The 12,751-nt window shown below is 46.0% G+C and carries 13 protein-coding genes; 7 read left to right on the top strand and 6 right to left on the bottom strand.

The features are described from left to right. The first annotated feature begins 658 nt into the window (after positions 1 to 658). The 3 genes from NC997_RS05460 (at position 659) to NC997_RS05450 (ending at position 2,724) form a co-directional block, all read left to right on the top strand. On the top strand, positions 659 to 838 hold the full coding sequence (locus tag NC997_RS05460; protein ID WP_347275937.1) for a hypothetical protein: 180 nt from the start codon (positions 659 to 661) through the stop codon (positions 836 to 838). 191 nt (positions 839 to 1,029) lie between these two features. After that, on the top strand, positions 1,030 to 2,067 hold the full coding sequence (locus NC997_RS05455) for an alcohol dehydrogenase catalytic domain-containing protein (protein WP_190528484.1): 1,038 nt from the start codon (positions 1,030 to 1,032) through the stop codon (positions 2,065 to 2,067). 63 nt (positions 2,068 to 2,130) lie between these two features. After that, positions 2,131 to 2,724, top strand: coding sequence for a hypothetical protein (locus NC997_RS05450; RefSeq protein WP_190412648.1), 594 nt, complete (start codon positions 2,131 to 2,133; stop codon positions 2,722 to 2,724). A 160-nt stretch (positions 2,725 to 2,884) separates the two neighbouring features. On the opposite strand, the gene NC997_RS05445 is transcribed toward NC997_RS05450, so the two are convergent. Continuing rightward, positions 2,885 to 3,169 (bottom strand): hypothetical protein, encoded by a 285-nt coding sequence (locus tag NC997_RS05445; protein ID WP_190528482.1) that lies wholly within the window; start codon positions 3,167 to 3,169, stop codon positions 2,885 to 2,887. Positions 3,170 to 3,522: 353 nt separating this feature from the next. On the opposite strand from NC997_RS05445, the gene NC997_RS05440 reads away from it, so the two are divergent. Continuing rightward, positions 3,523 to 4,008: a hypothetical protein gene (locus NC997_RS05440; protein WP_190528480.1), complete on the top strand. Its 486-nt coding sequence runs from the start codon at positions 3,523 to 3,525 to the stop codon at positions 4,006 to 4,008. Between the two features lie 303 nt (positions 4,009 to 4,311). Here the strand turns inward: NC997_RS05440 and NC997_RS05435 are convergent, their stop codons facing one another. Beyond that, a complete protein-coding gene (locus NC997_RS05435; protein ID WP_190528478.1) occupies positions 4,312 to 5,280 on the bottom strand; it encodes a polyphosphate kinase 2 family protein in 969 nt (322 codons plus the stop codon). A 300-nt stretch (positions 5,281 to 5,580) separates the two neighbouring features. Between NC997_RS05435 and NC997_RS05430 the strand changes: the two genes are divergently transcribed. Then, the gene (locus NC997_RS05430; RefSeq protein WP_190528476.1) at positions 5,581 to 6,459 is read left to right on the top strand and encodes an IS982 family transposase; all 879 of its coding nucleotides are present in this window, start codon (positions 5,581 to 5,583) and stop codon (positions 6,457 to 6,459) included. 180 nt (positions 6,460 to 6,639) lie between these two features. Here the strand turns inward: NC997_RS05430 and NC997_RS05425 are convergent, their stop codons facing one another. The 4 genes from NC997_RS05425 to NC997_RS05410 all read right to left on the bottom strand — a co-directional run bounded on the left by NC997_RS05425 (position 6,640) and on the right by NC997_RS05410 (position 10,647). Continuing rightward, complete coding sequence (locus tag NC997_RS05425; RefSeq protein WP_190528535.1) at positions 6,640 to 8,364, bottom strand: ABC transporter permease subunit; 1,725 nt, start codon at positions 8,362 to 8,364, stop codon at positions 6,640 to 6,642. 143 nt (positions 8,365 to 8,507) lie between these two features. Next, positions 8,508 to 9,263 carry an ATP-binding cassette domain-containing protein gene (locus tag NC997_RS05420; protein WP_190528474.1) on the bottom strand — a complete coding sequence of 252 codons (756 nt, stop codon included), beginning with the start codon at positions 9,261 to 9,263 and terminating at the stop codon, positions 8,508 to 8,510. An 8-nt stretch (positions 9,264 to 9,271) separates the two neighbouring features. Continuing rightward, the gene (locus NC997_RS05415) at positions 9,272 to 9,541 is read right to left on the bottom strand and encodes a GNAT family N-acetyltransferase (RefSeq protein ID WP_347276136.1); all 270 of its coding nucleotides are present in this window, start codon (positions 9,539 to 9,541) and stop codon (positions 9,272 to 9,274) included. Between the two features lie 191 nt (positions 9,542 to 9,732). After that, positions 9,733 to 10,647: a putative selenate ABC transporter substrate-binding protein gene (locus tag NC997_RS05410; RefSeq protein ID WP_190528472.1), complete on the bottom strand. Its 915-nt coding sequence runs from the start codon at positions 10,645 to 10,647 to the stop codon at positions 9,733 to 9,735. Positions 10,648 to 10,802: 155 nt separating this feature from the next. Between NC997_RS05410 and NC997_RS05405 the strand changes: the two genes are divergently transcribed. Continuing rightward, positions 10,803 to 10,979, top strand: coding sequence for a hypothetical protein (locus tag NC997_RS05405; protein WP_190528546.1), 177 nt, complete (start codon positions 10,803 to 10,805; stop codon positions 10,977 to 10,979). A 384-nt stretch (positions 10,980 to 11,363) separates the two neighbouring features. Beyond that, positions 11,364 to 12,749 carry a serine/threonine-protein kinase gene (locus NC997_RS05400; protein WP_190528470.1) on the top strand — a complete coding sequence of 462 codons (1,386 nt, stop codon included), beginning with the start codon at positions 11,364 to 11,366 and terminating at the stop codon, positions 12,747 to 12,749. The last annotated feature ends 2 nt before the right edge of the window (positions 12,750 to 12,751 follow it).

The following is a 12,751-nucleotide window of genomic DNA, read 5'->3' as shown; positions in this document are numbered from 1 at the left end:
AATCCTATTTAAGTTGTGAGCCAGTCCTTCCGATCCCCGACTTCTATCTCGAAGTCGGGGATCTCAGCTTTAGGAATTATTTAGGAGTGCTATATATATTTTCTTTTTTCTGGACAAGGGTAGCAGCGGATTGTGGATATTAGAGGTCGGTAAAGTTTGTTGCGACAGGTTTTCTAGGAACGTGGGCGTGTCAAGTGCCGGTTTAAAGACGAGGGGGAAAATCAAAATTTTCTTCTATTTTTGTTTTATTTAGGCGATGATTCGCACTCTTTAAAGCTTCCTTTGTCGGGGGGTGAGTGCAGGTGTCTTAGAAACCTCTTGCCAAGAGCTTAATCTGGTTTACCCAGGTTAAACACCTGCTAAAAATTTTTGCCCCCCGGAGTCCGGATACCGTACCAGGAGATGATCCCCAGGATAGATGAACAAAACCTATGTTCAGTTCTATCTTTATTTATCAGAGCGGTCAACACGCTTAATATTCGGTCTTAGGGCATTAGCATCTCGCAACCAAAAAGTTTCATTAACCACATCTTTTTTTAAGGTTCGGGAAGCTCAAAGTTAATTTATTTTTTCAGATTGTGTTCGCCTATACATTCGCTTGAGTGACCAAGGCTTCAGGGGTGTACTTTTTGTGAATAAGGAGTTTAATAAAATGCGAATGAATACTTGCCATTGTTGCGGCAGTCCTCTTCTACGTCATGCGCGGCAAAATGGGGTTTATTGGTTTTGTACTTCATGCCGACAAGAAATGCTGCCTGTAGCCCTGGATCAAACACTTCCACTTCATCAAGCGGTTCAGGGAGCGCGATCGCTTTCTCTGAAACTGGTAAAACCATAAAACAGTTCCCTTCCCTTATTTGGGAAGGAAAAAATACCTAACTGTTAGATAAAGAAAAACTGAAAAGTCCGTTTTCAGCCTGGTGCTACTGTTCCCAAGCTGAACCTGGAAACCAATTCGCCGTCATGTCAGGCGTCAAAATTCATCTGCCCTGATAAAATCAGCTTGGACTCGGTTAGGGGCAGTGTTTCATGCTGGCAGCGGTACTTTACGGACAAACGGATCTACGCCTAGAACAGGTCGCTGACCCTACACCCTCTGCTGGTGAGGTGGTGATTCAAGTGGCTGCGGCAACGACTTGCGGCACCGATCTAAAGGTTTGGCGGCGCGGCGGTCATGCAAAGATGCTGAAGCCTCCTACCTTGTTTGGTCATGAAGCAGCGGGGCGGATTGTGGCGGTAGGAAGCGGAGTCCAAGGTTGGCAAGTGGGCGATCGCGTGGTTGCTAATAATTCTGCTCCTTGCATGAATTGTTTCTTTTGTCAACGTCAAGAATATTCTCTTTGCCCTAACTTGACGTGGAATAACGGCACGTTCGCACAGTATTTAAAAATTCCCGCCCCGATTGTGCAACACAACCTGTTGCCCATCCCAGATGACTTGCCCGATGCCTTGGCATCGATGACTGAACCATTAGCCTGCGTGCTGCATGGGGTAGCACGTTCTAATGTAAAGTCGGGCGATCGCGTTGTGGTGTTGGGAGATGGGGCAATTGGGCTGATGTTTGTGGCGGTACTGGCGCATCAATCGGCGTCGGTGTTGCTCTTTGGGGGAAATGACCAACGGCTGGAAATTGGGAAAAAGCTAGGCGCTGTGGAAACGTTTAATTATCATCATCTGACAGATATACCGAGTGCGGTAAAAGAGCGAACCGACGGCTGGGGTGCAGATGTGGTGATAGAAGCGACGGGTGTACCCGCAGTTTGGGAGAGTGCGATCGCGTGTGCCCGTCCGGGTGCTACCGTCAATCTATTCGGGGGATGTCCGCGCGATACCACCATCACCGTCAATACCGAACAACTCCACTACAGCGAACTCACTCTAAAAGGCGTTTTTCACAACACCCCAAAATATGTACGAGATGCTTTATCTCTATTGGCGAGTCGCGCCATCCCCTTGGAATTGCTCATCAGCGAACATCAGCCTTTAAAGCATTTAGAGCAAGTGTTCCAAGATATGAAGAATCGTAAGGTAATTAAGGTTGCTATCGACCCCAGCATGGCATCTTAAGAATAGGGATAGCTAAGAACAGGGTGCTGATTGGTGAAGTGTGTTTGCAGGTTTAAGGTTTAAATGAAAAGCGTTAAATTTTGGTCAGTTCTGTCACTGGGAATTTTACTAGCATTAGGAGCCACTAAAAGTGCTGACGCCCTACCCGGACAGAAAACAGAAGAAGTGATTGCCTGGATTAATTCTAATCCCACCCTTCGACCTTCTACAGGCGATGGTCTATTAGTGCAAAAGACCAATACAGCCGCCCAGCGATTTACTTTTCTCGCAACTGTCCTTCCTCCCGGTAGAGTCACTTTTCTTAAAGATCGAGGCACGATTCGCAGCGAACGCTTTTCTTTTTTTGACATGGTTAATGGCGTAACGCCACAACGTCTAAAAGAATCGCTGCGGGTAATTTATGGCCCAGATATCTATCAAGACTACGACCGTTCCCGAATTGTCTACGAATATCCCACACCACAAACTGTAGACTTAGCTCGTCGGCAGCGGCTTCCGCTTTTGGCGGCACAACAGGGTGAACTGCGCTTAGGAGATCGATTTGGCTACTGGATGGAAATTGCCCAAACCAAGGAAGGGAAGGCGTATAACGGTCAAATGGTCATTTTCTTGAGAGAGGATTTAGACAAGTTAGAGACGGAACTGCGCGATCGCTAAATTAGAGGAATGGCAAATTGCTAATGATTAACTAGATTCAAAAATTAGCGATTTGTCATCTTAATTTAGTTGCACCGGACTTAAAAAAAAGAGACACGATTAATCGTGTCTCTCCTGCATCATGAGTGCAATCTGTAGCGGCATTAGTCGTTTACAAAGACTACTTATTTTTACCCTTATCTTTGTTCTTGCCTTTTCCTGTGCCATCAAATTGTGTAGTGCCAGTGTTTTCAGGAGTCGATACCTGTTGGCTCGGTGTCTCTATCGCCTGGGGGCTTGGCGTTGCTGGTGATGGCGCAGTGGATGCGGCTGGTGATGGCTTTGGAACTTCTGCTGGCTTTAGCGCTACAACCAAGCCGGTTACAGCAGTGAGAATGGCAGCAGTTGCGGTCATAATGCCCGGAACGGTATGAAACCATCCCTGTGATTTTGGTTCTTCAGACATCGGTGAACTTCTAGAATTTCCTGTTAATTTAATACGGCTAATTACTCGGGTTTCCGAATAAACGGTGCGAGTATAACAAATGCGATCGCGTCCAGCAAACGGGAAATATACCAGATTTCACGCTATCTATCGCTTTCCTCTCCCGCCTGCAAATCCGGGAGATGCACGCCAAAACTTGATTTTGTTTTCTGGTTCTTCGCGGCTACTGCCAACAGTGGGGGTGAAACTCTCTCCGAGGGTCGCTAGAGTAGATGGTATCCCAACACAGCTAAATCAGGATAAAGCGACAAGGCTAGGAATCGCTAACCAACGAGAAGACCTGATATTTTTGGGTTCTGATAGAAGGTGTATTCATGAGCAGCAAACAAGACTACACTGCACAAATGCTTGACGGATGGATTTACCAAATCGTACCGGGACGCTACGGGCATCATCTGGAGATTTGGAACCCGCAAGGCAATCCATATCGCAGCTTAAAGGCTTTTGTGCAATACGAGGAAGCTGTAGCATTTGTCGAATCTCTAATTGCTTTGAGTAATCACGAAAGCCATTGGGTTCCTAACAACGAGGACAGCGTTCGCTTTGACGGGATGATGCAACAGCTAGTTTGCGTCGAATGCGACGACTTTATCTATCAAGAGTGGCATGTTAAATCCTATGAAGATTCTGACAACAACTGGAATCTTTATGCCATTAATCCAGTCATTGGGAAAACCGAGATTTTACTGAAGCGACAAGCAGAGTTACAGGAAGCGATCGCTCTGGTTAAGGCTAAGATTGATGCAATTGAGCCAGGTGGCGTGCCAGCAAGCGATCGCGCTAACGCCTTGCTTCGCTAACGTGTACTCCTTTTAGGTCAAACTTAGCCTGAGCGATTTATCGCATTGATTCCCTCAAGATAGATGTGTTTGAGAGGGAGCGATCGCGCTTTTATTCGCATCTTTCTTTAAAAAATCATCAGCTCCACCCAACACGAGTAATTAGTAGCAACCGGATGCTAGAAGCCTAAAGCCAAGAGAACACCGCTACACCAAGCCAAAACCAGAGCTATTTCGCTTGTTTCGTTTATTGCGTTCGTTTCAAAATATTGTTCGCGCACTTCTATCACTCTAGTAAAATAATAGCAGAGTGATAGAAGAAAGTTAATCAGAAATCAAAATACTTTCTAAGCCCATTTCTGGTTTTGGATATTGTGGATTCATTGCTTCAAGGGTGTCAGCAATTGTACGAGCAATAACTAAATTGCGGTACCACTTATTGTTAGCAGGCACCACATACCAAGGGGCATACTCAGTCGAGCAATTAATAATTGCATCCTCAAATGCCTTCTGGTATTCATCCCAAAACAGACGCTCCTTCAAGTCGTTGCTAGAAAATTTCCAATGCTTATCTGGATCTTCTAAACGACTTTGTAACCGTCGTTTTTGCTCGTCTTTAGAAATGTGCAGAAAAAACTTGATTACCGCAATGTTATTAAGCGTGAGCATATGCTCAAACTCATTAATAATGTGATAGCGCTCCCGCCATACATTCTCTGGTACCAGTTGTTTCACCCGGACGATTAATACGTCTTCGTAATGCGAGCGATTGAAGATAGTAATCATCCCTCGTAACGGCGTCCGCTGGTGATAACGCCAGAGAAAATCATGACCTGCTTCTTCTTCACTAGGTTTTTTGAATGACCAAACCTGGCAACCTTGCGGATTTACACCACCAAATACGTGTTTAATGGTGCCATCTTTGCCTCCTGTATCCATCGCTTGCAGGACAATCAGTAGACTGCGCTGATGTTCGGCATATAGACGTTCTTGTAAATTTTGAAGGCGTTGGCGCTGATGTTGCAGTTCCTGCTCAATATCTTTCTTATTTTTATAGTCTTCCGAAGCATTCGGATCGACAGATGCTAAGACAAACTGCTCTCCAGGATGAACCCGATAGTGGGGATAATTGGGTTTTGGGGGTGGAGAGTCAACGACAATTTTTTCGGGTGCCATTTCAAAAGCAACTTTGGCTGTTGCTTTTGCAGCCGCTTGTTGAGTCTTATGTTCTTCTCCTGTAGACGCATCGGTAGTTGTCGAACTATTGTTTGGTAGATTGCTTGATTGGCTCATGGTATCTCCTTATTAAAAAGCTTTCACAGCAGCACATTTAATCTTCAGGAAATGGACTTGACAACGTCTGGTAAATTGTGAATTTTGAAATTTCCAGGAAAACTTTTTGCCTATTTGGTTTGTTTGGTTATTTACCAGACGGGTAAGGCTTCCAGAAGGGATATCAGGCTGCTATTTCCGTTTTCATCTCTAGAGATTCTTTAAGATTAGATAAGCACTGTAAATAACGTGAGTTCGGGATAAGGAGGGGTGGAACAGATACAGTTGAAAGTGCTTAATTCTCAACATATCTGACCACCCATGCTTAGTCTAGAATCGTTGTTCTGCCATGTCGATGACTTCTGTCAGGAATTTGAACCGAGGTGGAGGCAAACCTTGCTCAAAGACAAAGTGCAGCAGCGATGCCGCTCCCGCAGCCTGTGCTTAAGCGAAATCATGACGATTTTGATTGCGTTCCATCAGTCGGCTTACCGCAATTTCAAATGGTTTTACACCCAGTTGGTCTGCCGTTATTGGGGACAAGCCTTCCCGGGCTTGGTCAGCTACAACCGCTTTGTCGAATGGATGCCATCGGTGTTCATCCCGTTGTGTGCCTACTTGCGCCATTGCTTTGGACGCTGTACCGGCATCAGTTTTATCGACTCCACCAGTCTCAAGGTGTGCCACAATCGCCGCATTGCCTCCCACAAAGTGTTCCAGCCCTTAGCCGCTCGGGGCAAAACCTCGGTAGATTGGTTCTTCGGCTTCAAGCTACACCTAGTCGTTAATGAGCAGGGGGAGTTGCTCAATGTAGTCCTAACCCCTGGCAACACCGACGATCGTAGTCCCGTCCCTCAACTCCTCCAACGCCTCTTCGGCAAGGTGTTTGGCGATCGAGGGTATGTCTCACAAAAATTGATGCTGCACTTGTGGCAGTCCTTTGGTATTCAACTGATCGCTAAGCTCAAACGCAACATGAAGAACCGTCTGATGCGTGCAACCGACAAGTTACTGCTGCGTCGAAGAGCTATTATCGAATCCATCATTGACCAACTGAAGAACATTTCTCAGATTGAACATTCCCGTCACCGTTCCCCGGTCAATGCTTTCGTCAATGTGATTTGTGGGTTGATTGCCTATTGCCACCAGCCGAAGAAGCCCTCCCTGCTGATTAATGAGGCTTTGCCTGCTTCTGCTTAACCCGAACTCACGTTAAATACATTCAAAAATGATGTAAAGTTCCGCAAGAAAACGATTTCTTCCATCAATTTGAATTGATGGTGTAACTGGGAAATGTTTTGTTTGTTACATTATCAGTGTTGAACTTTTACCGGGTGTCTACATCAGTCTGACGGTGTAAAGGTTGAGTTTTCCTCAGCATCACCTTAATGTCCGTCGTACTGAGGCACTAATCATATCTACGATAAAAGTGAGGGCGAGAAACACGATTAGAGTGGTTAGGAGACCTTTGTAGTCAAAGCTACTCAGTTGTTCCGCGAGCAAGCGACCTAATCCACCCGCACCCACTAATCCGACGATGACGGTGGCGCGGATGCAGACTTCCCAACGGTAGAGGATATAAGCGATAAAGCGGGGCAAAGTGCGGGGTAAGACGCCGTAGAGGAAGACTTGAGAACCACTCGCGCCCAATGCTTTAAGCGATCGCAAGGGACGTTCATCTAGATTTTCCGTTACTTCCGCCATCAGACGCCCTAGGATACCTAAGTTGTGTAAACCGAGAGCGATCGCTCCCGGTAAGATACCTGGAAACAATACAAATAGAAAGATTAACGCCCAAATAGGTTCGGGGACGGCACGGGCAAACAGTAGTAGGAAGCGGGTAAAAATCAGTACAGCAGTTGCTCGTAGATCCCCCCTAGCCCCCCTTAAAAAGGCGGGTATTAGAGTCGCTGTCCCCTTTGATGAGGGGAGTTTGCTGGATCTTCTGCCAGTATCTAAAATCCCTCCTGGCAACAGGAAATTATTTGCGGCTGGAAAAGATAATAAAATGCCGCCTAATCCAGCCCCAGCCATTGCCAGGATTGACATAGCAAGGGTTTGAGCCGAAAGGGTAAAAAGTTGACTCACCTGACTCCCATCCGGTGGGAAGATATCCTGAAACACTCCTGCCAATAGCTGTACGGTTCGCGGTGCCCAAAGCTTTGAGAAATCAGCTTGGACGTACCAGAAGGAGAAAATGACTAAAACAATGCCGCCGAGAAAGGACACCTGCACGACTGGATCTTTTTGATAAAACCGCTGTTTGCGCCCTTGGAGATTTAGGACGTTCAAATCCAGGCGACTCGGCGCACCTAAACGGTGGCGTAGCAAAGCACTCCAAAAATCCGTAGCACCATTTAATACAATTAGGGCGATCAAAAACGTCCACATCTGCTCATAGCGCAGAGATTGGAGGCTGAGGAGAATTTGATACCCCAGTCCACCTGCACCGATAATTCCTAATACGGCGGCGGAACGAATCGAACACTCAAACCGATAGAAAGCGTAGGATAGCAGATTTAGAAAGGCTTGGGGAATCAAGCTATAAGCAAAGGCATTCAGAGGAGGAACGCCGCTATTGAGCAGTGCCATGAGTGGCTGGCGGGGGGTTTCGTCTAGAATCTCGGAGAAGACTTTGGCAGTAATCGCACCAAAAGGAATTGCGATCGCTAACACGGCTACTAGCGGATCGAGTCCAAAAATATTGACAAAAAATAATCCCCAAATTAACTCGTGAATTGCTCTGGGGATTGCCAAAATTCCTCGTATTACTACCCAAGGAGACTGAATTTTGAGTTGTAGAGACGCAAGCGATCGCGTCTGAGTTTTGAGTTTTGAATTTGAAACAGATTGCCACCAGATATCAGAAGAAAAAACACCCCCCACCAAACCAATCAGCACGCTGAAGAAAGTGCCACACACGGCGTAAGCGAGGGTTTTCAGGGTGGAATCTAGAGTGAGGTGGAGAAATTCCGGGCTGAGATCGGGTGAAAATGCAGCTACGAGAAAGCGCCAGACAAGGTTCCAGCCACCTGAGTTGATTAAATTGCCTTGGAATACGCCTGCTACGTGCAACGACCAAATGAGGGACGCGACAAACAGCAATCCCCATACAGTACGCCAGTTAAGCGGGGAGGGGCGCTGAGGGAGAGTAGTTGGATGGCGATCGCTTGTTTGTGGCACGCTTCAGATATCGAACCGCTAGAGATGAAAAAAACGCAGAGGAATTTGAATAGAAATATTTAGGATTAGTCCTTGGTTTGGTAGAGAGTTTCAATCATTGCATCGGATAAGTCTTCAGCGGGAATATCAAACAAAATACGCCCATGTCGCAGACCAATAATTCGCTGATAATGACTGCGAGCAAATTCAATCGCGTGGACACTGGTGACTAAAGTTTTCCCGGTTTCTATACTCAACTGGCGCAATAAATCCATAATCTCGCGGCTGCGTTCGGGGTCGAGGCTGGAAATGGGTTCGTCGGCAAGGATGGCGGTGGGATTTTGCACGAGGACGCGAGCGATCGCTACCCGTTGCTGTTGACCACCAGAAAGGCTATCGGTACGTTCGTAAAGTTTTTCTGGAATCCCCACCTGTGCCAAAGCTTGATGAGCAGTTTCGACTTCTAAAGGATAAATCAGCGAAACTGCTGCTTTGAAAAACGACCAGCGCCCTAGATGTCCTGCATTGACATTGTGAATCACCTGCAAATTATCAACTAAGTGGAATTGTTGGTAAATCGTACCCATCTGACGCTGGACTTGACGCAGCAACTTGGGACGCAGATGGGCGAGGTTGCGACCGAGTACCCAAACTTCTCCTTGAGTGGGTAGCAGTGTACCGTTGAGTAAATTAATTAGCGTACTTTTTCCCGCGCCGCTAGAACCAACCAGCGCCACGCGATCACCTGCCGAAATCTGTAAGTTAATCTCAGCGAGAGATTCAAAACGTCCAAATTGCTTAGAAACGTTTTTCAGTTCAAATATTGGCGCAGATGAGTTCACTTCTCTGCTTAGTTTGCTATCCATTTAGTCATGAGAGAGCGATCGCGATCTTTAGAACCAACCTTCTGATACAAATTTTGTGCTGCTGTCTTTTTCCGCTCGACTTCTAAATAAAGTGCTTGAATTTCTGGAGAAGGGCAAACACTTTCTATAAACTGAATTACGCTCATGCCTACCCCTTGCCCCCGATAACTCTCTCGGATGTAAAGTTCATCAATAAATGCATCACGTCCTCGAAATTCCAAACTGTAGCCAAAGGTCAGGACGATGTAGCCAATCGCTTTGTTGCCATGCTAGATCGGCCACACTCGTCCTAGAGAATCATCCTGCAAAATCTTTGCTAACCCCTTGCAAACAAGGGATTTATCAAATTTTAGGTGTTCAAATTTGTAGAATTCCCAGATAAACTCCACTAGAGTTTCACTAGCGGAGTTTTCTGCAATTTTAAAGTTAGCTTCGGTCATTTACATCACTTTATTTTGCCAATTTCCCGACCAATTTCCTCAATTTGAGCATAATTGGAGTTTTGGGTAGGAATAAATTTAGTTGCTTGTAAAAGGTCAAGAATTTCTTTTTGCTCTGGTACCTTGGGGTCTAGTTTTAAAAAGGCGTTTTGCACTTTTTCAACAAAATCTTCACCGTAGTACTCTTTGACATCGGGATGAATGACCCAGTGATAGTCGTAGTAAGCGGGTGTCTCCCAAAGGACTTCTACTTTGTTCAAGTCTACTTCTTTGGCATCGACTCGCTTTTTCCAGACGCTTTCATTCACAGCACCGACATCGTAGGTGCCTGCTTCCACCAATTTAATCGTCTTATCGTGATCGCCAGAAAAACCAGCTTGACCTTTCAAATCTTCAAGCTTAAGTCCAGCTTGTTGCAAGAAATATTGAGGCATTAAACGCCCGGATGTTGAAGATTCGCTGCCAAAAGTGAAGCTATGTTTTTTTAGTTGTTGTAAACCAGAAATATCTTTAAATGGCTTCAGCCCAGCCTTTTTGTTGGCGATGAAGAGACTGTGAAATTGGGCGTCTACGTCGCGTTGCGCGATCGCTTCTGCACCGGGCACCTGCAACCGTGCCTGCACCCCCGTCAATCCCCCAAACCAAACCAAATCCAAATCCCCTACTTTGAACACAGTAACCGCCGCCGTATAGTCAGTAACCGGCTTATACTCAACTGGCACACCCAGTTCCTTTTCCAGATAAGCAGCTAGCTTCTCATACTGACGCTGTAACTTTTGCGGATCTTGATCGGGAATGGCACCGATTGTCAGAGGTTTTGCCTCAGTTCCACCGTTCGTCGCTGAAGTCCCGGAGGGGTTGGGCGAACATGCTGCTAGCGGTAGCAACAACAACAAACCGGACAACAATATTTTTTTCATCCCTGACTTGGCTCTCCTCATTTTGACTGGCATACAAACCTACGCTAGAAGCGACCCATGCTGGAAATGGGGTGTAGCGAGGGTGCCAGAAGTCAGTGTAAGCGAACGGCTACCCTTATGCCAAAATTAACCCTAGTGTCGAGGCAGCTTTAGCAATGGTTTGGCATCCTGGACAAAAGTTGCAGGGCGGACGATACATTATTGAAAAGCAGTTGGGTAAAGGTGGCTTTGGGATCGCCTATCTTGCTGAGAATAAATGCAATCAAAAGAAGGGCAAGCGATCGCATTCTCTATTCGCGCCTGTCTTCAAACCAATCTTGCCCACCCGGTAACTGAGTTAAATACTCATCAATCATGTCAAGTAAAATACTTGCTGAATGAGCATACGGCAAAGCAAGTAATTGTTGAGCTGTCAGGATTATCTGAGTTCTATCCACCTTTTCTTCATCTAATCCAGCCCACCTAAAATCGTCAAAGTTTCTTTATCGCGTCCCTCAATGATGCTATTTCGTAAATCCATGAGTTCCTGAGTCATAACAATTGCCTTCATCTAGGCGTTTCTACGCTGAATATAGCACTCAAAAACAAGAGCGATCGCTCTTCTCTCACCTTTGTTTCCTTCCGTTATGGAGCCTTCTGGAATAGGTCAAATACTTAACAAAACTGGCACCAAGGGTATGGCAAAATTAGCCTAAGTGTCAGGGAAAGTGTGAGGAATGGTTTGGGCCGCTGGGCAGATGTTGCATGGTGGAAGATACATCGTTGAAAGGGTGCTAGGAGAAGGAGGCTATGGCATCACTTTTCTAGCTAGGGACAAAAAAGGGAATTTTGTCGTCATCAAGACGCTGAATGAACGGGTACTGACTAAACGCGAATTTACAGCGTACCGAGACAAATTTAATCGAGATTTCCAGAAAGAAGCGCTGCGACTCGCTGTGTGCCGACACCCTAATATTGTGCAGATTGACAATGCCTTCTCTGAAGGACAGTTACCTTGCATGGCGATGGAGTATGTTGAGGGAGAAAACTTAGAGCAGCGCGTACTTAATCTGGGTGTTTTGTCGGAAACCGAAGCATTACACTACATCCGCCAGATTGGTGACGCACTAACTTTCATCCACGACAGGGGCTTTTTGCATCGGGATGTGAAGCCATCTAATATCATGGTGCGTGCCGAAAAATTCCAGGCGGTACTGATTGATTTTGGCATTGCTAGGGAATTTATCCCCGATATAACGCAGACTCATACGCAAACCTTTACTCCAGGCTTTGCTCCAATTGAACAGTATGCTCAGCAAGCAAGACGGGGCGAGTATACGGATGTTTATGCACTCGCGGCGACGCTCTACTATTTGCTGACTGGAGAAGTCCCGCTACCTGCGCCTGCGAGAGCTGCGGGGATTCGGTTAAATTCACCGCAACGCCTCAATTCCAGTATTAGTAATTTAGCCAATCAGGCGATTCTTAAAGGGATGGAATTTCAAGCGGAGGAACGCCCTCAGTCGGTGCAGGAGTGGCTAGAATTGCTTAATCTTAATAAGATTTCTACTTACAGTTTTAAGCAGCCACTATCTAGCAATATCCCGGTTTCAAAAACTTATAATGCTAGTTCAATCGCTACAAATCGGAATTTTTTAACAAATCGGCAAAGTTCAGCGTCAAAGATAGATTACCGGCAACTACAGACTTTTTTAGCGTTAGGAAAGTGGCAAGAAGCGGATGAAGAAACCACGACGGTTATGCTGAAAATTTCTGGTCGAGAAACAGAAGGTTGGCTGAGAGTGGAAGATATCAAAAATTTTCCAATGTCAGACCTTCGGATCATTAACCAACTTTGGATAAAACACAGCAAAGGACGCTTTGGTTTTAGCGTCCAAAAATATATCTGGGAAAGGATCGGAGGGACGAGAAGCGCAAATTATGAGATTTTGTGTATTTTAGGCGATCGCGTCGGATGGCGGATTGATGGCGCTTGGGTTCCTTATGAAGAATTTATCTTTGATTGCGATCGCGCTCCCGCAGGTCATCTTCCTAGCGGATATGTTTTTTGTGAAGTTGGTTGGTGGGTCGGGTTATTGAACCTCTTCTATCGCCTTGAGTAGAT

It is taken from the genome of Trichocoleus sp. DQ-A2 (assembly GCF_039961915.1).
Taxonomy (GTDB): domain Bacteria; phylum Cyanobacteriota; class Cyanobacteriia; order Cyanobacteriales; family FACHB-T130; genus FACHB-T130.
The sequence above is the reverse complement of the archived record's forward strand: the minus strand, read 5'-3'. Positions and strand labels throughout refer to the sequence as shown.

Coding starts and splice junctions, on each gene's coding strand:
- NC997_RS05405 (WP_190528546.1), top strand. CDS start 10,803: ATGGTTTGGCATCCTGGACAAAAGTTGCAGGGCGGACGATACATTATT.
- NC997_RS05445 (WP_190528482.1), bottom strand. CDS start 3,169: ATGTCTGAAGAACCAAAATCACAGGGATGGTTTCATACCGTTCCGGGC.
- NC997_RS05435 (WP_190528478.1), bottom strand. CDS start 5,280: ATGAGCCAATCAAGCAATCTACCAAACAATAGTTCGACAACTACCGAT.
- NC997_RS05450 (WP_190412648.1), top strand. CDS start 2,131: ATGAAAAGCGTTAAATTTTGGTCAGTTCTGTCACTGGGAATTTTACTA.
- NC997_RS05460 (WP_347275937.1), top strand. CDS start 659: ATGAATACTTGCCATTGTTGCGGCAGTCCTCTTCTACGTCATGCGCGG.
- NC997_RS05430 (WP_190528476.1), top strand. CDS start 5,581: ATGCTTAGTCTAGAATCGTTGTTCTGCCATGTCGATGACTTCTGTCAG.
- NC997_RS05410 (WP_190528472.1), bottom strand. CDS start 10,647: ATGAAAAAAATATTGTTGTCCGGTTTGTTGTTGTTGCTACCGCTAGCA.
- NC997_RS05400 (WP_190528470.1), top strand. CDS start 11,364: ATGGTTTGGGCCGCTGGGCAGATGTTGCATGGTGGAAGATACATCGTT.
- NC997_RS05440 (WP_190528480.1), top strand. CDS start 3,523: ATGAGCAGCAAACAAGACTACACTGCACAAATGCTTGACGGATGGATT.
- NC997_RS05455 (WP_190528484.1), top strand. CDS start 1,030: ATGCTGGCAGCGGTACTTTACGGACAAACGGATCTACGCCTAGAACAG.